We start from the raw sequence: 20,238 nt of genomic DNA on the forward strand, positions 1-20,238 counted from the left end.
CGCGCCGGCTCGGCGCGCGCGGCGCGGCGGCCCTCGTCGCCGTCGCGGCGCTGCCGCCGGTGGTGCTCGCGCTCGTGAGCGACCACTTCGCCGGCGAGCCGCTGCTGCTGGCCTCGACGACGTGCGCCGCGCTCGCGGTCGGGGCGATCGCGGTGCAGCCGTGGCTCGCCGCGACCCGCGCGGTGCGCCCGCACCGTGCGATCGGCGCGGCGATCGTCGTGCTCGTGCTCCTGCACGTCGCGCTGCTCTACATCCTCGCGCCCGACGACGCGCTGTTCGCGATGTCGCCGAACGGGCCGACGCGGGCGCGGATGGCGCTGATCGCGACCGTCGCGCTGCTGGTCGCGGCCGTCCTTGGCGCGATCGGCCCGTCGTCGCGCCTCTCGCGCACCACGTGGCGCGTCCTGCACGCGTACCTCGCCACGGTGACGGTCGTGCTCGGCGTCGGCCACGCCGTGCTCACCGCCGGCGCTCTGGACGGCGCCGGCACGCCGCTGCTCGTCGGGCTCGGCGCGGTCGGCGCGGCGGGCATCGGCGCGGCAGTCCTCGCCGATCGGCGCGTACGCACTTCGAAGTACTGAATTTGAGTCTCTCCGAAAGTCCAGTACGGCCGAATTCGAAGCGCATATGGTCGGGACATGCCCAGTGTTCGTCGTCTCACGCGCGGCCTCGGCGCCGCCGCCGTCGCCCTGCTCGCTGCTGCCCCGACGGCTGAAGCCGGCTTCGTCACCTTCGCGCCCGGCCCGCCGGGCTCGACGCTCTACGACGTGACGTATCGCGCCAACGCGAACGAGGGCGCGAACGACGTCACGGTCCGGCCCGGCTCCAACTTCGGGGTGGTGGACTGGCACGACGCGAACTATCCGACGACCGCGGGCCCCGGGTGCACGGCGCTGCCGGACGGGCACGTCGAGTGCCAGCGCGGCACCAACACCGTCCTGCGGCTGCTGGCCGGCGACGACCGCGCGTCGGTGCAGATCGGCGGCGGGCGCGTGACGGTGCTCGGCGGCGTGGGCAACGACGACGTCGCGGGCACCACGTTCGGCTCAGGCGCCCAGGTGTTCGGCGAGGGCGGCGACGACCGCGTCTTCGCGGGCGGCGACGGCGGGGCGTTGGCCGACGGCGGCTCGGGCAACGACGACATCTTCTGCTGCGGCGGCCAGGACGGCGGCTCCACCGTCGGCGGGAGCGGCAACGACCTCATCCGCGCGCGCTCGAGCCAGCCGGGCACCGTGAACAGCGACGGCGGCACGGGCAACGACATCATCCTGGGCGCCTCCGGGTTCAGCACCAGCAGCGCGGCCGGCGGCGACGGCAACGACGTCATCGCGGTCCACGGCAGCTCCGGCGGCTTCCGGCCCCGCCCGCACAACGTGACCGCGGGCACCGGCGACGACGTGATCTTCGGCGGCTCGATCGAGGGCGACGTCATCGACGCGGGCGACGGCCGCGACGTCATCGACGTCTCCGGCGGTGGCGCGGACTCGGTTGATTGCGGTGCGGGAACCGACGTCGTGCGCTTCGACGACACCGACACCGTCGGCGCCGACTGCGAGATCAAGCTCGCGCCTGACGGCAGCTTCTAGCGGCGGGACCGGTGAGCACGCTTCGGCGCGCTCACGCTAGGTTCTCTCACCGATGGCACATGCGATAGAGGTGGCGGGCCTGACCAAGCACTTCGGGCCCGTCAAAGCCGTCGACGACCTCTCGTTCACGGTGGACGAGGGGCGCGTCACCGGTTTCCTGGGCCCGAACGGGGCCGGCAAGACGACCACGCTGCGGATGCTGCTCGGGCTGGTGAACCCGACGTCGGGCTCGGCGACCGTGCTCGGCCAGCCGTTCCCGGCGCTCAGGGACCCCGTCCACACGGTCGGTGCCGTGCTCGACGGCGGCATGCTGCATCCGGGCCGCAGCGGCCGCAACCACCTGCGCACGCTCGCGAAGGCGTCGGGGATCGGCAGCCAGCGCGTGGAGGAGCTGCTGCAGCTCGTGGCGCTCGCCGACGCCGCGCATCGCCGGGCGGGCGGCTACTCGCTCGGGATGCGGCAGCGGCTCGGCCTGGCCGCGGCGCTGCTCGGCGACCCGAAGGTGCTCGTGCTCGACGAGCCCGCCAACGGCTTGGACCCGCAGGGCATCCGCTGGCTGCGCGACTTCCTGCGCCAGCTCGCGAGCGAGGGCCGCGCCGTGCTCATCTCCAGCCATCAGCTGGCTGAGCTCGGCCAGACGGCGGACGACGTGGTCGTCATCGCCAAGGGCCGCAGCGTCGCGCAGGCGCCGCTGCAGGACATCATGAGCCGCGCCCGCGGCGGTGGCGTGCGGGTCGCCGGCCCGGACGTGCGCCGGCTCGGCGACATCCTCTACCAGGCGGGGGCGCGCGTGAGCGGCGATCCGACGCAGATCACGGTCGCCGACCGCACCGGCGAGGAGGTGGGCCGCGTGATCGCCGAGCATCAGCTGGTGATCTCCGAGCTGGTCCCGATCGGCGCGAGCCTCGAGGACGTGTACTTCGAGCTCACCGGCGGCGGAGCGGGAGGCCCGTCGTGATCAACGTCGTCAACAGCGAGCTGTTCAAGCTGCGCACGACCCGCACGTTCCTGGCGCTCTTCGGGATCGCGCTCGCGATCGTGCTGGTCGCCTCCATCTGCATCTGCGCGTTCGTGAACTTCAACGGCGAGGACGTCTCGAACGAGATCCTGGGGATCGTGTTCGGCCCGATCGTCCGCGCGCTCGCGCTCGTGATCGGCATCCTCGCGGTGACCAACGAGTTCCGCCACGGCACCATCACGCCGACGTTGCTGGTCGTGCCCGATCGGGTGCGGCTGATGCTGTCCAAGCTCGTCGCCGTGCTCGCGCTCGCGCTCGCGCTCGGCTTCGTGTCCGGCGCGATCATGGTCGGCTCGAGCGCGATCTTCGGCGAGCTGCGCGATTTCGACGGCTCCCAGTACGCGGGCGCGCTGCTGATCGGCATGACGGTCGGCACAGCGCTCAACGCGGCGCTCGGCGTCGGGGTCGGCGTGCTCGTGCGCAACCAAGTGGGGGCGATCGTCGGCATCCTGATCTACGGCTTCATCCTCGAGGATCTGATCGGGCTGATCCCGTGGGTCCGCGACTGGTTGCCCAAGTACGGGCTCGGCGGCGTGAGCAACGCACTGAGCGGTGTCTACGGGGACGACGCGGACTTCCTGAGCCAGCCCGTGGCCGGCCTGCTGCTCGCGCTCTACGCGGCGATCGTCATGGCCATCGGCCTCGTGGTGATGCGGCGCCGGGACGTCACGGCGTGATCCGCCTGCGCCCACCGACGCGCGAGGACGGCCCGCGGGCGGCCGAGATCGTGATCGCGGTCGACGTCGCGGAGGTGGGCGAGCCCGACTACTCGCTCGAGGACCTGCACGACGAGTGGGGCGAGCCGGGCTTCGACCTCGCCGAAGACGCCGTCGTGGCCGAGGCCGACGGCGAGATCATCGGCTACGCCCACTTCCGCGGCGGGGACCTGCTGGCGTGCGTGCATCCGGAGCGCCAGGGCGAAGGCGCGGGCAGCGCGTTGCTGGACTGGGCCGAGCGGCGCGCCCGCGAGCGCGGCGAGGACCGGCTGCGCCAGGGCATCGGCGACCGCGCTCACGCGGCGCGCGCGCTCCTGGAGGCCCGTGGGTACAGCGTCGTGCGCAGCTACTACCGGATGGAGCGCCCGCTCGGCGACGAGGGCGAGCCCGGCTTCCGGGCGGTGCGCGCGGACGACGAGCTGTTCGCGATCTGGGAGGCCGCGTTCTCCCGCAACGCCGACTACGAGCCGCGCAGTGAGGAGGCCTGGACGCAGCGCCACCTGCACGCCCACAACGTCGACTTCGAGACCTCGCGCATCGAGCCGGGCCGGGGGTTCACGCTCGTTCGCCGGTGGGAGGAGGCTGTCGCGTACGTGGAGGAGCTGGCCGTGCACCCGGACCACGCCGGCCGCGGGCTGGGCGGGGCGCTGCTGACGGCGACCTTCGCCGCCGCGCGCGCGAACGGCTACCGCCACGTCACGCTCAGCGTCGCCTCCGACAACCCCAACGCGCTGCGCCTGTACGAGCGAGTTGGCATGACGCAGCGCTGGCGGATCGACGATTACCACAAGCCGCTGCCAGACTAGGGCGCCGATGATCCCGAGCAACATCGCCGATCACGTCGGCCGCACACCGATGGTGCAGCTCAAGCGCCTCGCGCCGGAGGGCGGCGCGGAGGTCTTCGGCAAGCTGGAGATGTTCAACCCGGGCGGCTCCGTCAAGGACCGCATCGGGGTGGCCATGATCGAAGCGGCCGAGCAGGAAGGCATCATCGAGCCCGGCCGGACGACGATCGTCGAGGCGACGAGCGGCAACACCGGCATCGCGCTCGCCTTCGTCTGCGCCGCGAAGGGCTACGACCTGATCCTCACGCTGCCGCAGGGCATGAGCCGCGAGCGCGAAGGCCTGCTGCGCCTGTACGGCGCGCAGGTGCACATCACCGAGTCGATGGGCGGCATGAACGAGGCCGTCGCCGCCGCGCGTGCGATGGCCAGCGACGACGGCTTCTACCTGCCCGACCAGTTCTCCAACCCGGCCAACCCGGCCGTGCACCGGCGCACGACCGGGCCGGAGCTGTGGGAGGCGCTGGACGGCAAGGTCGACTACCTGGTCGCCGGCGTCGGCACCGGCGGGACGATCACGGGCGCCGGCGGCTTCCTGAAGGAGCGCAACCCGGACTTGAAGGTGATCGCGGTCGAGCCGCTCACCTCGCCCGTGCTCTCCGGCGGGCGACCCGGCCCGCACAAGATCCAGGGCATCGGCGCGGGCTTCGTCCCGCCCGTGCTCCAGCGGGAGCTGCTGGACGAGATCATCCCCGTCGATGACGAGGACGCGCTGGAGACGGCGCGCGCCGCGGCCAGCCGTGAGGGCGTGCTGGTCGGCGTCTCGTGCGGCGCCGCGCTGTGGGCGGCGCTGCAGGTGGCCGCGCGGCCCGAGGCCAAGGGCAAGCGGATCGTGGTCGTGCTGCCGGACTCGGGCGAGCGCTACGTGTCGCTGCCGTTCTTCGCGCCCGAGCCGACCTCCGCGCCGGCGTCATGATCCGCGCGGTCGACGGGCCGGAGGGCGCGCCGTGGGAGCGGCCCCTGCACGGGACGCTGGACCGGCTCGTCGTCGAATCGGAGGCGCTCACCGACAACCCGCTCGGCGACCCGTCGATCCGGCCGTTGTACGTCTACCGGCCGCCCGGCGTGGAGCCCGACCACCCCAAGTCGCTGCCCAGCGTCTACGTCATTCAGGGCTACACGGGCCAGCTCGACATGTGGTTCAACCGGACGCCGTTCGAGCCGACGATGATCGAGCGCGTGGACGCGATGTTCGCGGACGGCGCCTGCCCGGACGCGATCATCGTCTTCGTCGACGCCTGGACGACGTTCGGCGGCTCGCAGTTCCTGAACTCGACCGGCACGGGCCGCTACCTCGACTACCTGTGCGACGAGCTCCCGCCGTTCATCGACGAGCGCTATCCGACGTTCAGCGACCGCGACCACCGCGGGCTGACCGGCAAGTCGAGCGGCGGCTACGGCGCGATGGTGGTGCCGATGCTGCGGCCCGACGTGTTCGGCGCGCTCGCCAGTCACGCCGGGGATGCGCTGTTCGAGGCGTGCTACCTGCCCGAGTTCCCGGTCCGCGCGCGCCAGCTGCGCGACGCGTTCGACGGCTCCTGGGACAAGTTCTTCGAGGCCGCGCAGGGCGCAGACCCGCCGAAGGACGAGTGGATCCACCTGCTCGAGATGTACGGCTACGCGGCCGCCTACTCGCCCGACCCGGCCACGCCCGGCCGCGCGCTGATCCCGTTCGACGCCAACGGCCGGCTGATCGCGCACATCTGGGCCCAGTGGGTGGAGAAGGACCCGGTGCGGATGGCGCCGCGCCGCGCCGACGCCCTGCGCTCGATGCGCCGCATCTACATCGACGCGGGCCGCAGCGACGAGTACTTCCTCGACCTCGGCGCCCAGGCCTTCGCGGCCGAGCTGGCCAAGCTGGGCGTCGACCACACGTGCGAGCTGTTCGACGGCACGCACGCGCGGCTGACGTACCGCTATCCCGCCGCGATCCGCGAGCTCGTCACCGCTCTCGCGCCGTAAGCGGTTCCCGCCCCGCCTTGGCCCACGCCTCGACCGCCGGCCACGGCCCGTAGCCGGCTTCCGGGTTGATGTGGCCCTGCGCGGGCAGGACGTCGGTGGGGAGGCCGGTGAAGACGTTCGCGGCGCCTTCCGGGCAATACGGGTCGTTCTCGGCGCACACGAGGCGGGCGTTGCCCGGTCTCACGTCCGGGACGGGAAAGAAGGGCTCGAGCGCCTCCGGCACGCCCGCCCGCGACGGCGGCGCGACGAGCAGCACGCGCTCGGCCGGCTTGCCGCCGCGCTCGACGTGGTGCAGCCACAGCACGCACGCGAGGCTGTGGCAGACGACGACGGGCGGCTCGGCGAACTGGTCCATCTCCCGCTCGAGCGCGTCCAGCCACGCGTCCAGCTGCGGGTGGTCGGCATCCGGCAGGTCGGGGAAGTGCACCGTCGCCTCGCCGGAGCGCAGCCGGCCGGCGAGCCAGGACTGCCAGTGGCCCGGCCCGGAGCCCTGATAGCCGTGGAGGATCAGATAGGCGGGTCGGGTCATCCCGGTCGCTACCGTAGCCGACGTGGCCCACGCACTCGACGTCAGCGCCCTCCGGTGCCCCATGACGTGGGTGCGCACGAAGCTCGCGCTGGAACGGCTGGCCGTTGGCGAGACGCTCGAGGTGACGGTGCCGGCGGGCGAGGCGGAGACGAACGTCCCACGCAGTGCGCGCGAGGCCGGGCACACCGTGACCGTCGACGGCACGCACATCCGGATCGTGCGCGCATGAGCGATTCCTCGTCACGGCGCAACTTCTTCCGCGGTGCCTTCCAGTCAGCCGCGCGCGCGGCGCTGCGTCCGGACCCGGAGCCCGAGGAGCCGCCCGAGGAGGTCGTCGCGCCGCTGCTCTCGGAGGCCGAGATCGAGCGCTACTCGCGCCAGCTGGTGCTGCCCGACTGGACCGAGGAGGCGCAGATCCGCCTGCGCGACGCGTCGGTGCTGGTGGTCGGCGCGGGCGCGCTGGCCGCGCCCGTCGCGCTCTATCTCGCGGGCGCCGGCGTCGGGCGGATCGGGCTCGTCGACGACGACGTGGTCGAGATCTCCAACCTGCACCGTCAGCCGCTGCACTTCACGCCCGACCTCGGCGTCCCGAAGGTCGAGAGCGCCGCCGCGAAGCTGCGATTCCTGAACCCGGACGTGATCATCGAGCCCTACCAGGTGCGGCTGGATGCGACCAACGCGCTCGGGCTCGTCGAGGGGCAGGACCTGGTGATCGACTGCTCGGACTCGTTCGAGACGCGCTACGCCGTCAACCGCGCGTGCTGCGACGCGGGCGTGGACCTGATCGAGGGCGGCGCGGTGGGGTGGAGCGGGCTCGTGATGACGATCCTGCCGCGCGCGACCGCGTGCTATCGCTGCGCGTTCCCGGTCGAGCCGGAGGACGCGCAGTCGTGCGCGGAGGCCGGCATCCTCGGTCCGGCCGCGGGCGTGCTCGGCACGCTGCAGGCGCTCGAGGCGCTGAAGCTGCTCTCCAGCACGCAGCCGCCGCTGCTGGACGCGTTCCTGTCGGTCGACCTCGTCTCGCTCGAGTTCACGCACGTGAGCGTGCACCGGCGCGGCGACTGCTCGGACTGCGCGGGGTAGGGTTCGAGAGCGATGCTGAGCGCGATCCGCAGGGTCTCCGGGGAGCTCAAGCGCGACATCGCGGCCGTGCGCGAGCGCGACCCCGCGGCCGCCGAGGTCTCGACCGCCGAGATCCTGACCCAGTGGCCCGGCCTGCACGCGCTGCTGCTGCACCGCGTCGCGCACGCGCTGGTGATGGCCGACGTCCCGTTCTTCCCGCGGGCGCTCGCGTACTTCTCGCGCGCGCTGACCGGCATCGAGATCCACCCGCGGGCGCGGATCGGCGACGGCATGTTCATCGATCACGGGATCGGCGTGGTGATCGGCGAGACGGCCGAGGTCGGCGACAACGTGACGCTCTACCAGGGCGTGACGCTCGGCGGCACCGGCTTCGAGACCGGCAAGCGCCACCCGACCGTGCAGGACAACGTCACCATCGGCTCAGGGGCAAAGCTGCTTGGGCCCATCACCATCGGGCACGGCGCCAAGATCGGCGCCAACACGGTCGTCATCCACGACGCGCCGCCGAACTCGACCGTGGTCGGCAACCCCGGCCACCCCGTGCGCGTCGAAGGCCGCAAGCCCGAAGGGCCGGACGCCGACTGGGTGCACCTGCCCGACCCGATCGCGGATGCCCTCAAGCAGATGGCGGCACGGATCGCGGACCTCGAGCGCGAGGTCGCGACGCTGCGTGGCGAGGACCCCGGGAAAGTGGCCGCTGTCGTGCCGCTGAGACCCGCGCGTGGTCCCAGCCCCGCAGGTGGGTAGCCTCCCGGCTCGTGCCCAATTTCTCGCATTCGATCGAGGTCTCCAAGCCGCCGTCCGAAGTCTTCCCGTGGCTGCTGGAGCAGGACAAGGTGCCGCAGTGGACGTCTGACCTGGAGCGCTACGACGTCGACGGCCCGCTCGGCGTCGGAACCCGCGTGACCCAGAAGCTCACCGTGGCCGGCGGCATCGCGCTCGACATGGAGATCACGGAGTACAGCCCGCCCTCCGGCGCGGCCACCGCGTTCGAGACCAACGGCGTGAAGGTCACCAGCGCCTACATCCTGGCCGAGAACGGCGGCGGGACGCGTCTCACCCAGACGCTCGACGCCCAGGCCTCCGGCTTCACGGCCAAGATGCTGATCCCGATCGTCCAGGGCCGCCTCGAAGGCAAGCTCAAGGAAGACCTCGAGCGGCTGAAGGGTCTGCTGGAAGGCTGATGCGCCTGCTGGTCCTCGCCGTGCTCCTGGCGCTGCTCGCGCCGGCGGCGGCGAGCGCCCAGACGCTGTCGGAGGTCGCCGCGCAGTTGCGGCAGGACCCGGTGTACGTGGACCCGGACGCCGAGCTGGCGGACCAGGTCGACGCCGACGCCCTGCGCTCGCAGATCCGCGCGTCCGGGACGCCGGTCTTCGTGGCCGTGCTGCCGTCGGGCGTCACGCTCAACCAGTTGCACGACGCCGTTGGGGTCGCGGGGACGTACGCGCTGGTCTCGGGGACGAAGTTCCGCGCCGGCTCTGACCTCTACTCCGCAGGCCCGGACGCGACCGCGGCGCGGCAGGCCAACGACGACGTCCAGGGCACGCTCGAGGACTTCATCGGCCGCGTCGCCGACCGCCGCGACGGCCGCGAGCCGAGCGGCGCGTCGGAGTCCAGCGGCGGCGGCGCTGTCTTCCTGGGCTTCATCGCGCTCCTGCTGCTCGCCGGGTTGGGGTTGATGTTCGTCAGCCGGCGTCGCCGGGCGCGGGCCGAGGCGGCCGAGCTCGACGAGGTCAAGGACAACGTCCGCGACGACCTCGTGGCGCTGGGCGAGGACATCCGCGCGCTCGACCTGGACGTGCAGATGCCGGACGCCGATCCGCGCGCGAGGGAGGACTACGCCCGTGCCGTTGACGCCTACGACCGCGCCAACCGCGTGTTCGAGACCGCGCGCCGGGCCGAGGACCTCGCGCCGGCCGCGGAGGCGCTGGAGGAGGGCCGCTACGCGATGATCGCGGCCAAGGAGCGCCTCGCGGGGCGCGAACCGCCGCCGCGCCGCGCGCCCTGCTTCTTCGACCCGCGCCACGGGCCCTCCACGCGCGACGTCCAGTGGGCGCCGCCCGGCGGCACACCGCGGCCCGTGCCCGCGTGCGAGGCCGACGCCCAGCGCGTGGAGCGCGGCGAGGACCCTCACACGCGCGAGATGGTCGTCGGTGGCCGGCGCGTGCCCTACTACGACGCCGGCCCCGCGTACGCACCGTTCTACGGCGGCTTCTTCGGCGGCTTCGGCGGATTCCTGCCCGGCATGCTGCTCGGCTCCATGCTGGGCGGCGGCTGGGGCGATCCGACGCCGGACGTCTACATCGACAACGGTGGGTTCGGCGACGGCGGCGAGTACGGTGGGGGAGACTTCGGCGATGGCGACTTTGGAGGCGGGGACTTCGGTGGCGGCGACTTTGGAGGCGGGGACTTCGGCGGTGGCGACTTCGGGGGCGGAGATTTCGGTGGCGGCGGGGACTTCGGTGGCGGCGACTTCTAGGGTCCGGCGCACCGTGCGCGCCGCGCTGCTCGGCGCGGTGCTCAGCCTTGCCGTGCCGGCCGTCGCGGCGGCGCAGACGGTCCAGGACGCGGCGTCGGCGCTGCGCTCGGACCACGTCTACGTCGCCGAGGGCGCCGAGCTCGCCGGGCAGGTGGACGCGGACGCGCTGCGCAATCAGATCGGCGACCAGCAGATCTTCGTCGCGGTGCTGCCCGAGAGCGCGGTGGACGGCAGCGCCGGCCGCACGCTCGGGGAGCTCCGCCAGGCCGTCGGCGAGAGCGGCCGCTACGCGCTGGTCGTCGGCGACGAGCTGCGCACGATCCCGGCCGAGGAAGGGCTCGAGGCGCGCGCCGCGCACCCGGACGACCTGCAGGCTGCGCTCACGCAGTTCCTGGACGAGTCCGAGTCCGCCGGTGGCGGGGCGGGCGGTGCGATCGCGGCGATCGTCGCCGGCCTCGTCCTGCTCGGCGTGATCGTCGGCGGCACGCTGCTGGTGGTCAACCGGCGCCGCGAGCGCGCGAGCGACGGCCGCTCCGAGGTCGGTCAGATCAACCAGACCGACGACTTCGTGCGCCTCGGCGACCAGATCCGCGCGCTCGAGCTCGACGTCACGCTCGGCGAGGCCGGCCGCCGCGACTACGACCGCGCGCTCGACGCCTACACGCGCGCGAACGACCTGCAGCGCCGGGGCGACGAGGCCGGCGCCAACCGCGCGCTCGACGAGGGCCTCGCCGCCATCGCCTCCGCGCGCGAGCGCATCGCCGGAAGATAAAGCAACATTAACGGGTCTGACCCCTTTAGGTTCGACGTGCGGCTCGAACCCGCCGATGTGCAGCGACTTGTACCTGAAGGGGTCTGACCCCTTTATCTACGGTGGTGGCGTGAAGAAGATCCGTGGTGGAGACGTGCGTGCGGCCGGGGTGCCGGACGGGCCCGCGATGGGTGTGGCGCTGAGCTGCATCCCGCGCGCGGTCAAGGCGCTCGGGCGCGACGCGGCGCTCGAGCGGCTGGCCGACGTCGCCGCCGCCCCTGACGCGCACGGCGACGACGAGTACTTCGCGCCGGTCGCGCAGCGGCTGGTGGCGGACGCGCGCGAGGCCGCGCGCCGGTTCGTCGAGCGCGAAGCGCCCGCGCCGCTGGCCAACTACTGCGAAGACGCCGAGGCGGGCGCGCTGGACCAGATGCGCAACTCGCTGCGGCTGCCGAGCGCGCTGCGCGGCGCGCTGATGCCGGACGCCCACCGCGGCTACGGGCTGCCGATCGGCGGCGTGCTGGAGACCGAGGGAACCGTGATCCCGTACGCCGTCGGGGTGGACATCGCGTGCCGGATGAAGCTGTCCGTGCTCGATGTGGAGCCGGAAGCGCTCGACAGCGGCGCAGCGCTCGAGCAGGCGCTGCTCACGCAGACACAGTTCGGGACCGGCGCGAAGCTGCGCAAGCGCGCCGACCACGACGCCATGCACGACGAGCGCTGGCGCCTCACGCCGCTGGCGACGCGCCTGCGCGACAAGGCCGCCGACCAGCTCGGCACGTCCGGCTCCGGCAACCACTTCGTCGAGTTCGGCCTGCTGACGCTGCCCGAGGCGGACCTCGGCCTGCCGGCGGGCCGCTACGTCGCGCTGCTCTCGCACAGCGGCAGCCGCGGCGCGGGCGCGCAGATCGCCTCGCACTACTCCAAGCTCGCGCGCGAGCTGCACCCCGAGCTGCCGAAGGAGCTCTCCTACCTGAGCTGGCTCGACCTCGACCACGACTCCGGCCGCGAGTACCTGCAGCTCATGCGGCTGATGGGCGAGTACGCGTCCGCCTGCCACGCCGTCATCCACGAGCGCGTCACCGGCCACCTGAAGGCCGAGGTGCTCGCGGGCGTCGAGAACCACCACAACTTCGCCTGGACCGCCGAGCGCGACGGCCGCGAGGTCGTCGTGCACCGCAAGGGCGCGACCCCCGCGGCGGCCGGCGAGCTCGGCGTGATCCCGGGCTCGATGGCCGCGCCCGGCTTCGTCGTGCGCGGCAAGGGCGCGCCGGACAGCATCGAGTCCGCCTCGCACGGCGCCGGCCGGCGCATGAGCCGCACCGCCGCCACCCAGCAGTTCAACTGGCAGATGGTGCGGCCACTGCTGAGGGAGCGCGGCGTGAAGGTGCTCAGCGCGGGCATCGACGAGAACCCGTTCGCCTACAAGGACATCGAGGCCGTGATGGCCGCGCAGACCGACCTCGTGGACGTGATCGCCCGCTTCGACCCGCGGATCGTCCGCATGGCCGACGCTGGCGAACGCCCCGAGGACTGACTCCCGTGCGCCGCGCTGAAAGGACTCATCGTCGCGGCGCTGGTCGTCGCCCTGGGGCACGCTGCCCGCCTCCGCGTCAGCCGCCGGGCTGCTCTCGGTGCGCGCGCCCAAGCGCGTGAGGGCGGGCGCCGCGGTGCAGGTCGTCGTCCGCCTGGACGCCACGGTCGAGCAGTGCTCGCTGCAGGTCCGAAGCCGCGACGGCGCGGCCGGCACGACCGGCGCTGACCGCGTCGCGTTCCGGTTCAGGCTCTCCCGCACGGTCCGGCCGGGGCGCTACACGCTGCCGCTGCGCTGCACCGGCATGCGCACGCGACGGCTGCCGCTCACCGTCATCGCGGGGCCGGGCCGGCGCGGGACCGTGCGCCGGCTCGTCACCGTGGGGATGTTCACGACGTCGATCCGGTGGGCCGAGCCGCCTCGCCTGCCCGGGCCGGCACGCTCGTTTCGCGCGGTCTACGCCCTCGCGGCCGACCAGACCGAGACGCCCGGCCACGCCGCCGCGATCGTCGCGACCATCGACGCCGTCAACGGCTGGTTCGGGACCCAGACGATCGGCAACGTCCAGCCGCGCTGGATGCGCGGCGCGAGCGGCGCGCCGACGGTCACCGTGGCCAAGCTGCCCCGGCCCGCGGCGGCCTACGAGAGGAGGGACGGGTTCGCCCGCGTGCGCGAGGAGACGCGCACGTCACGACGACCCGCGGGACCTGCTGTACTCGGGTCCGCTCCCGCGACCCGAGCACCTGATCAGTCGATGTACTCGTAGGCCGGCAGCGTGAGGAAGTCCGGGAACTCGTCGGACAGCGCGACCTGCTCGAAGATGCGCTTGGTCTCCTCCGGCCGGCCCTTCTCCCACACCTCGTCGCCGACCTCGGCGCGGATCTTTTCCATCTCCTCGTCGAGCACCTTGCGGACGTGGTCGCGCTCGAACTTGCCGTGCTTGACCCACTGCCAGATCTGCGAGCGGGAGATCTCGGCGGTGGCGGCGTCCTCCATCAGGTTGTTGATGCCGGCGGCGCCGCGCCCGCCGAGCCAGTACGAGATGTACTGGAAGCCGACGTTGACGTCCGAGCGCAGCCCTTCCTCGGTGATCTCGCCCGGGGTGGAGGCGGCGTCGAGCAGTTGCTCGGGCGTGACCTCGACGTCGAAGCGTTGCTTGTCGATCTGGTTCGGGCGGTTGCCGAGCACGTCGTTGAACGCCGTCAGCGCCACCTCGACCACGTCGGGGTGCGCGACCCAGGTGCCGTCGAAGCCGGCCTTGGCCTCGCGCTCCTTGTCGGCCTTGACGGCCTCGATCGCGCGCTCGTTGGCTTCCTTGTCCTTGCGTGACGGGATCAGCGCCGCCATGCCGCCCATCGCGAACGCGCCGTGCTCGTGGCAGGTGCGCACGAGCAGCTCGGTGTAGGCCTTCATGAACGGGACGGTCATCTTCACGTCGTTGCGGTCCGGCAGTACGAAGTCCGGGTCGTCGCGGAAGACCTTGATCATCGAGAAGATGTAGTCCCAGCGGCCGGCGTTGAGGCCGTAGGAGTGCTCGCCGAGCGCGTGGATGATCTCCGCCATCTGGAACGCGGCGGGCAGCGTCTCGATCAGCACGGTGGCGCGGATCAGCCCGGGCGGCAGCGAGAGCGCCTCTCGCGTGAACGTGAAGACGTCGTTCCAGAGCGCCGCCTCCTGGTGGTGCTCCATCTTCGGCAGGTACAGGTAGAGCCCGCGGTCCTTGGACGCGAGCCGCTGGCCGCAGTGGAAGGCATACAGGCCGAAGTCCATGAAGGCGCCCGCGACGGGCTCGCCGTCCACGGTTATGTGCTTCTCCGGCAGATGCCAGCCGCGCGGGCGCACCAGCAGCGTCGCCGGGTTGTCGACGAGCTCGTAGTGCTTGCCCTCGGAGGAGTCGTAGGTGATCGTGCCCTCGATGGCGTCGATCAGGTTGAGGTGCCCCTCGACCTGGTTCTGCCAGGTCGGCGAGTTCGCGTCCTCGAAGTCGGCCATGAAGCCCTTCGCGCCGCTGTTGAGCGCGTTGATGACGAGCTTGCGGTCGGTCGGGCCGGTGATCTCAGCGCGCCGGTCCTGGTAGTCGGGCCGGGGCGGCGGGACCTGCCAGTCGCCCTCGCGGATCTCGCGCGTCTCCTCGAGGAATCCGGACGGCTTGCCGCGCTGCTTGCGCGCCGCCAGCAGCTCGGCGCGGCGGGCACCGAAGCGCTGTTGCAGCTCGCCCACGAAGGCGAGCGCCTCGTCGGTCAGGATCTGCGCGGCGGCTTCGGACGGCGGTGCGGCGGCCTTCACGTTGCTCACGGCTTCACTCCTCGCAGGGACATGTCCAGCAGGGTCATCGGGTGATAGATGGGCAGGTCGAGGTGCTTGGCGATCTGCAGCGCGCACCCCGGGTTGGCGGCGGCGATCGCGTCGGCGCCGGTGGCCTTGAGGTTCTTCGCCTTGCGCTCACCCAGCTCGGCGGCGGCGTTGGGCTGGAGCAGGTTGTAGATGCCCGCCGAGCCGCAGCACAGCTCCCACTCCTGCGGCTCGAGCAGCTCCAGGCCCGGGATGCCGCGCAGCAGCTCGCGCGGTGGCACGCGCACGCCCTGGGCGTGTGCGAGGTGGCAGGCGTCGTGGTAGGCGGCGCGCAGCTCGATCGGCTTGCGCACGGCCTGCGGCTCCTCGGAGGTCAGCAGCTCGTGCACGTCGACGACCTTCGCGCTGAACTCGCGTGCGCGGTCGCTGTCGAGGATGTGCCCGTAGTCCTTCATCACCGACCCGCAGCCGGCGACGTTGGTCACGATCTTGTCGAAGCCCTCGTAGGCGGCGATCGTGGCCTCGGCGAGCGGGATCGCCTCCTCGTCGACGCCGGCGTGCATCGGCAGCGCGCCACAGCAGCGCGGAGAGCGGGGGGAGTGGACCTCCCAGCCCTCGGCGGACAGCACGTTGACGGTGGCGGCGTTGACGTCGCCGAAGAACACGCGCTGGATGCAGCCCTGCATGAACGCGACCGTCCCGCGCTTGGCCGGCGCCTTCGTCCCACGCACCTTCGGCAGCTGCCGGAACACGGCCGACGGCGGCGCGGGCGGCGCCAGCGACAGCAGCGAGCGCAGCCGGTCGTTCGGGATCAGCGGCGCGAGCCGAGGCGCGATCGCCGAGCCCGGCACGAGCGCGCGCAGCCGCCCGGGGTGCGTGAACAGCTCGAAGATCGCGCGCCGGTACGCGCGCTCCTTCCACGAGCGCGCCTGCGAGTGCTCGATCTGCGGCCGCACGCGCTCGATCAGCTTGTCGTACTGGACGCCGGACGGGCACGCCGTCACGCACGCCATGCAGCCCAGGCAGCGGTCGAAGTGCGTGACCATCTCGGGCGAGATCTCCTCGCCCTCCTCGTGCCCGACGCGCATCAGCAGGATGCGCCCGCGCGGCGAGTCCATCTCCTCCTCGAAGACGGCGTAGCTCGGGCACGTCGGCAGGCAGAACCCGCAGTGCACGCAGTCGCGGATGAGGTCCATCTCGGGCGCGGGGCGCTCGGTATCCCATGCGGCGCTCAAGTCAGATCCCTCCCACGTAGACGCCCGGCCGGAAGATCCGCGCCGGGTCGAAGCGAGCCTTCAACCGTTCCATGACCTCCTGCCCGGGCGCCGGCTCGGCCGCCTCGGACACGCCGTCGAGCACGACGCAGTTGCGCGGCCCGAGCGCCGCACGAATGCCCGCGACGCCCTCCGCGTTCTGGAGCGCGATCCACGACAGGCCGAGCGCGGCGCGCGAGACGACCGTCCCGCCGTGGTCGTCGGCGGCGCGGATGACCTTCGGCAGGTCCGTCGGGCGGCCGGAGACCTTGATGACGACCTCGCCGCGCTGCATCCCGCGCACGTCGTCCCAGTCCACGTCGCGCACGTTGCCGACCTGCCCCGCCTGGTCGAGCGCCGAGGCGCCGCTGAACTCCATCAGGATGCGGCCGTGCCCGCCCGTCCACACGACGTCGAACTTGTCCGCTTCCAGCGGCCGCCGGGCGAGCTTGAGCACCTCTTCGAGCAGGTGGTCCGGGTTGGTGTGCTCGATCACGACCGTCGCCGTCTGGTCGGGAAGCGGATGCAGGCGAACGCTCACCGCGGCGATCAGCCCGAGCGTCCCCATCGAGCCCGCGAACAGCTTCGCCAGATCGTAGCCCGCGACGTTCTTGATCACCTTGCCGCCGGCCTTGGCGATCGTGCCGTCCGACAGCACGACGTTGATGCCCACGACCAGATCCCGCACGCCGCCGTACCGGTGGCGCAGCGGCCCGGAGTCGGCGCTCGCCACGATCCCGCCGATCGTCGCGCCGCCCGGATCCGGCGGGTCCCAGGCCAGCCGCTGCCCGTGCTCGGCGAAGGCCTTCTGCGCGTCCGCGAACGGCACGCCCGCCTCCAGCACGGCCGTGAAGTCGCCGACGTTGTGCTCGAGCACCCGGTCCAGGCCGCCCGTCTCCAGCGGCTCCTCCTCGCGGGCCGGCAGCCACGGCTTCGTGGCACCGCCCACGGGCCGCACCGGCTTCTCGAAGCCCTTGAGCAGCCGCGCCGCCTCTTGCACCGATGACGGCCTCAAAACCGCTCCGCCAATCCGGCCGCTTCGAGCGGATGCACGCGGTACGGGCCCGGCACCTCGCCGCACAGCCGCGGCGTCGGCATCACCTTGCCCGGGTTCGCCAGCCCGGCGGGATCGAACGCGCAGCGCAGGCGCTGGAACGCGTCCAGGTCCTCCTCGGCGAACATCTTCGGCATGTGCTTCTTCTTGTCGACGCCGACGCCGTGCTCGCCGGTGATCGACCCGCCCGCGTCCAGGCAGGCGTCCAGGATGAGGCCCGACAGCTCCTCGGCCTTCTGTGCCTCGCCCTCGACCCGCCCGTCGTAGCACACGAGCGGGTGCAGGTTGCCGTCGCCGGCGTGGAAGACGTTGGCCACGATCAGCCCGTACTCCTCTCCGAGCTGCTCGATCCGCTCGAGCACCTCCGGCAGCTTGGTGCGCGGGATCACGCCGTCCTGCACGAAGTAGTTCGGGGAGATGCGGCCCATGGCCGGGAACGCGGCCTTGCGCGTCTTCCAGAACAGCGCGCGCTCGGCCTCGTCACGCGCCACGCGCACGTCGTCGGACCCGCATTGCTCGCAGATGCCGACCACCTCGTCGAAGCGCGCCTCGCACTCCTGCACCGAGCCGTCGAGCTCGACCAGCAACGCGGCCGCACGCCCGACCGGATAGCCCGCGTGCGCCATCTGCTCGGACGCCTCGATCGTGCGCGCGTCCATCATCTCGATCGCGCCTGGCACGACCCCGCCCTGCACGATCCGCGACACCGCCTCGCCCGCGGCGTGCGTGGAGTCGAAGAACGCCACGAGCGTCTTGACCGTCTCCGGGGACGGCACGACGCGCAGCCAGATCTTCGTCGCCACGCCCAGCGTCCCCTCGCTGCCCACGAACGCGCCGAGCAGGTCGTAGCCGGGCGGGTCGAGCTCGTAGCCGCCGATGACCATCATCGTCCCGTCGGCCAGCACGAGCTCGAGCCCGGTGACGTAGTTGGTCGTGAAGCCGTACTTGAAGCAGTGCGCGCCGCCGGAGTTCTCGGCGACGTTGCCGCCGATCGAGCACACGATCTGCGAGGACGGGTCCGGCGGGTAGAAGAACCCCGGCCCGACCGCCGCGCTCACGTTCGCGTTCGTCACGCCCGGCTCGACGCACACGCGCCCGTTGTCGAGGTCGATCTCGAGGATGCGCTTCATGCGCGTGAGCACGATCAGCACGCCGTTCTCGATCGGCAGCGCGCCGCCGCTGAGCCCGCTGCCCGCGCCGCGGGCGACCCACGCGACCTGCTCGCGCGCGCACGAGCGCACGATCGCCTGGACCTCCTCGGCGGTGCCCGGCAGCACCGCGCACGCGGGCGTCGCGTGGTACTGCAGCAACCCGTCGGACTCGTAGGTGCGCAACTGGTGCTCGGCCGTGTACACCCACTCGTCGCCGACGACCCCGCGCAGCTCGCGCACGAGCCCGGAGATGTCCCGCGGCGCCTCGCTCGGCGCGTCCTCGACCCGGGCCGGGCCGACGGGTGAAGCCTCTACACGACCATCCATGACAACACCGCCGTGGATTGCAGATATACGAGCACGCACATGATGAGCAGGAGCGCGAGGCTCCATCCCACCACACGGCGGAAGAGCTCGCCCTCCTCGCCGTCGAGCCCCACCGCCGCCGCGCCGATCGCGAGGTTCTGGGGCGAGATCATCTTCCCGAGCACGCCGCCGGACGAGTTGGCGGAGGCGAGCAGCGTCGGGTCCAGCCCGGCCTCCTTGGCGGCCGTCACCTGCAGCACGCCGAACAGCGAGTTGGCCGAGGTGTCCGACCCGGTCACAGCCACGCCGATCCAGCCGATGATCGCGCTCAGGAACGCGAGAACACCGCCCGCGCCCGCGATCCAGTTGCCGATCGACAGCGTCTGCGCGCTCAGGTTCATTACGTAGGCGAGGGCGAGCACCGCCATCACGGTCAGCGTCGCCCACTTGAGCTGGTTGAGCATGGCGCCGTAGGCCCGCAGCGCCGCGCCCGGCTTGACCTTCAGCACCGCCATGGTGATCAGGCCGCTGACCAGCAGCAGCGTGCCGGCGGCCGCGAGCCAGCCGAACTTGTACGTGGTGGCGCTCGGCGCCTCACCCTCGGCGGTCTGGATGTCACCGGTTCCCGGCCAGGTGAACTCGGTCGCGCCCTTGGCCAGGAAGTCCTTGATCGGCCCCCACTGGGCGATCGCGAACACGACGATGATGATCAGGTACGGCGCGTAGGCCTTGACGATGTCGGCGGTCGAGTCCTTGCCGTGGCCCTCGCGCCGGCGCACCGCGGCCTCGTGCGCCGCGTCGTGCTCAGCCGCGCCCGCCATCGCTGGCCGCCCGCCACCGCCTTCCTCGACCAGCAGCGGGTCGCCGGGCTGCCACACGCGCAGGAACAGCACCATCGCGCCGACCGACAGCAGCGCGCCGATGATGTCGGTGAGCTCGACGCTGATGAAGTTCGAGGACACGAACTGTCCGACCGCGAACGTGACGCCGCCGACGAGCGCCGCCGGCCACACCGCGCGTACGCCGCGCCACCCGTCGACCATCCCGACCAGGATCAGCGGCACGAACAGCGCCAGCAGCGGCGTCTGGCGGCCGACCATCGCGCCCAGGTCCTCCTTCGGGATGTCGGTCAGCTCGGCCAGCGTCACGATCGGGGTCGCGATCGCGCCGAACGCCACCGGCGCCGTGTTCGCCACCAGCGCGATCGCCGCCGCCTTCATGGGGGAGAAGCCGACCGCGATCAGCATCACGGCCGTGATCGCCACCGGCGTCCCGAACCCCGCGAGCGCCTCCAGCAGCGCGCCGAAGCAGAACGCGATGATGATCGCCTGGATCCGCTGGTCGTCGGAGATCGACCCGAAGGACCGCCGCAGCACCGCGAAGTGACCGGTCTCGACGGTCATGTTGTAGATCCAGATCGCGTTCCAGATGATCCAGATGATCGGGAACAGGCCGAACGCGGCACCCTCGGTCGCGACCGCGACGGTGGTGCCGAACGGCATGCCCCAGACGGCGATCGCGAGGATCATCGCCACCACCAGCGCGGCCAGGCCCGCGATGTGCGCCTTGAGCTTGAGGCCGCCGAGCAGGACGAACAGCGTCGCGAGCGGGAGCATCGCCACGAGCGCACTGGCCGCCAGCGAGCCGCCCACCGGGTCCAACACCTGCTTGTACACGCCGCC

At 72.2% G+C, this 20,238-nt stretch carries 21 protein-coding genes; 15 read left to right on the forward strand and 6 right to left on the reverse strand.

From position 1 onward, the window contains the following. The 7 genes from OJ962_RS20420 to OJ962_RS20450 all read left to right on the forward strand — a co-directional run. Nucleotides 1-581, forward strand: a 581-nt coding sequence (locus OJ962_RS20420) for a hypothetical protein (protein ID WP_270006562.1), incomplete at its 5' end; no start/stop codon positions are given. A gap of 57 nt (nucleotides 582-638) precedes the next feature. Continuing rightward, the gene (locus OJ962_RS20425) at nucleotides 639-1,586 is read left to right on the forward strand and encodes a hypothetical protein (protein WP_202952570.1); all 948 of its coding nucleotides are present in this window, start codon (nucleotides 639-641) and stop codon (nucleotides 1,584-1,586) included. A gap of 52 nt (nucleotides 1,587-1,638) precedes the next feature. Continuing rightward, nucleotides 1,639-2,544, forward strand: coding sequence for an ABC transporter ATP-binding protein (locus tag OJ962_RS20430; protein ID WP_202952571.1), 906 nt, complete (start codon nucleotides 1,639-1,641; stop codon nucleotides 2,542-2,544). Beyond that, on the forward strand, nucleotides 2,541-3,281 hold the full coding sequence (locus tag OJ962_RS20435; protein ID WP_202952572.1) for an ABC transporter permease: 741 nt from the start codon (nucleotides 2,541-2,543) through the stop codon (nucleotides 3,279-3,281). Before OJ962_RS20430 ends, OJ962_RS20435 begins: the two co-directional genes overlap by 4 nt. Next, complete coding sequence (locus OJ962_RS20440) at nucleotides 3,278-4,126, forward strand: GNAT family N-acetyltransferase (RefSeq protein ID WP_202952573.1); 849 nt, start codon at nucleotides 3,278-3,280, stop codon at nucleotides 4,124-4,126. Before OJ962_RS20435 ends, OJ962_RS20440 begins: the two co-directional genes overlap by 4 nt. A gap of 7 nt (nucleotides 4,127-4,133) precedes the next feature. Continuing rightward, entirely contained in the window at nucleotides 4,134-5,078 is a 945-nt protein-coding gene (cysK, locus tag OJ962_RS20445) for a cysteine synthase A (RefSeq protein ID WP_202952574.1), read from the forward strand. After that, nucleotides 5,075-6,124, forward strand: a complete 1,050-nt coding sequence (locus OJ962_RS20450) for an alpha/beta hydrolase (protein WP_202952575.1) — start codon at nucleotides 5,075-5,077, stop codon at nucleotides 6,122-6,124. Before cysK ends, OJ962_RS20450 begins: the two co-directional genes overlap by 4 nt. Here OJ962_RS20450 and OJ962_RS20455 read toward each other — a convergent pair. Next, nucleotides 6,105-6,653, reverse strand: coding sequence for an RBBP9/YdeN family alpha/beta hydrolase (locus OJ962_RS20455; protein ID WP_202952576.1), 549 nt, complete (start codon nucleotides 6,651-6,653; stop codon nucleotides 6,105-6,107). The genes OJ962_RS20450 and OJ962_RS20455 overlap by 20 nt on opposite strands. Nucleotides 6,654-6,675: 22 nt before the next feature. Between OJ962_RS20455 and OJ962_RS20460 the strand changes: the two genes are divergently transcribed. From OJ962_RS20460 to OJ962_RS20495, 8 genes are all read left to right on the forward strand, one after another. Beyond that, complete coding sequence (locus OJ962_RS20460) at nucleotides 6,676-6,882, forward strand: sulfurtransferase TusA family protein (protein ID WP_202952577.1); 207 nt, start codon at nucleotides 6,676-6,678, stop codon at nucleotides 6,880-6,882. Continuing rightward, nucleotides 6,879-7,736 (forward strand): HesA/MoeB/ThiF family protein, encoded by an 858-nt coding sequence (locus OJ962_RS20465; RefSeq protein WP_202952578.1) that lies wholly within the window; start codon nucleotides 6,879-6,881, stop codon nucleotides 7,734-7,736. The genes OJ962_RS20460 and OJ962_RS20465 overlap by 4 nt, the downstream gene beginning before the upstream one ends. A 12-nt stretch (nucleotides 7,737-7,748) precedes the next feature. Beyond that, nucleotides 7,749-8,483, forward strand: a complete 735-nt coding sequence (gene epsC / locus OJ962_RS20470; RefSeq protein WP_202952579.1) for a serine O-acetyltransferase EpsC — start codon at nucleotides 7,749-7,751, stop codon at nucleotides 8,481-8,483. Nucleotides 8,484-8,494: 11 nt separating this feature from the next. Further along, on the forward strand, nucleotides 8,495-8,920 hold the full coding sequence (locus OJ962_RS20475) for an SRPBCC family protein (RefSeq protein WP_202952580.1): 426 nt from the start codon (nucleotides 8,495-8,497) through the stop codon (nucleotides 8,918-8,920). Continuing rightward, on the forward strand, nucleotides 8,920-10,215 hold the full coding sequence (locus tag OJ962_RS20480) for a hypothetical protein (protein WP_202952581.1): 1,296 nt from the start codon (nucleotides 8,920-8,922) through the stop codon (nucleotides 10,213-10,215). The genes OJ962_RS20475 and OJ962_RS20480 overlap by 1 nt, the downstream gene beginning before the upstream one ends. Nucleotides 10,216-10,228: 13 nt before the next feature. Beyond that, nucleotides 10,229-10,987, forward strand: a complete 759-nt coding sequence (locus OJ962_RS20485; RefSeq protein ID WP_202952582.1) for a hypothetical protein — start codon at nucleotides 10,229-10,231, stop codon at nucleotides 10,985-10,987. 109 nt (nucleotides 10,988-11,096) lie between these two features. Continuing rightward, complete coding sequence (locus tag OJ962_RS20490; protein WP_202952583.1) at nucleotides 11,097-12,503, forward strand: RtcB family protein; 1,407 nt, start codon at nucleotides 11,097-11,099, stop codon at nucleotides 12,501-12,503. 97 nt (nucleotides 12,504-12,600) lie between these two features. Beyond that, nucleotides 12,601-13,266: a hypothetical protein gene (locus tag OJ962_RS20495; protein ID WP_202952584.1), complete on the forward strand. Its 666-nt coding sequence runs from the start codon at nucleotides 12,601-12,603 to the stop codon at nucleotides 13,264-13,266. Here OJ962_RS20495 and aceB read toward each other — a convergent pair. The 5 genes from aceB to OJ962_RS20520 are packed head-to-tail and all read right to left on the reverse strand — an operon-like array spanning nucleotide 13,248 to nucleotide 20,232. Continuing rightward, the gene (gene aceB, locus OJ962_RS20500; protein WP_202952585.1) at nucleotides 13,248-14,795 is read right to left on the reverse strand and encodes a malate synthase A; all 1,548 of its coding nucleotides are present in this window, start codon (nucleotides 14,793-14,795) and stop codon (nucleotides 13,248-13,250) included. The genes OJ962_RS20495 and aceB overlap by 19 nt on opposite strands. Next, the gene (locus OJ962_RS20505; RefSeq protein WP_202952586.1) at nucleotides 14,792-16,027 is read right to left on the reverse strand and encodes a (Fe-S)-binding protein; all 1,236 of its coding nucleotides are present in this window, start codon (nucleotides 16,025-16,027) and stop codon (nucleotides 14,792-14,794) included. The genes aceB and OJ962_RS20505 overlap by 4 nt, the downstream gene beginning before the upstream one ends. A 1-nt stretch (nucleotide 16,028) precedes the next feature. Beyond that, nucleotides 16,029-17,045, reverse strand: coding sequence for an FAD-binding oxidoreductase (locus OJ962_RS20510; protein ID WP_202952587.1), 1,017 nt, complete (start codon nucleotides 17,043-17,045; stop codon nucleotides 16,029-16,031). Between the two features lie 11 nt (nucleotides 17,046-17,056). Next, nucleotides 17,057-18,577: an FAD-linked oxidase C-terminal domain-containing protein gene (locus OJ962_RS20515; RefSeq protein WP_202952588.1), complete on the reverse strand. Its 1,521-nt coding sequence runs from the start codon at nucleotides 18,575-18,577 to the stop codon at nucleotides 17,057-17,059. Next, complete coding sequence (locus OJ962_RS20520) at nucleotides 18,562-20,232, reverse strand: L-lactate permease (RefSeq protein ID WP_202952589.1); 1,671 nt, start codon at nucleotides 20,230-20,232, stop codon at nucleotides 18,562-18,564. The genes OJ962_RS20515 and OJ962_RS20520 overlap by 16 nt, the downstream gene beginning before the upstream one ends. Nucleotides 20,233-20,238 lie beyond the last annotated feature (6 nt).

This window comes from Solirubrobacter deserti (genome assembly GCF_027587175.1).
Lineage (GTDB): Bacteria > Actinomycetota > Thermoleophilia > Solirubrobacterales > Solirubrobacteraceae > Solirubrobacter > Solirubrobacter deserti.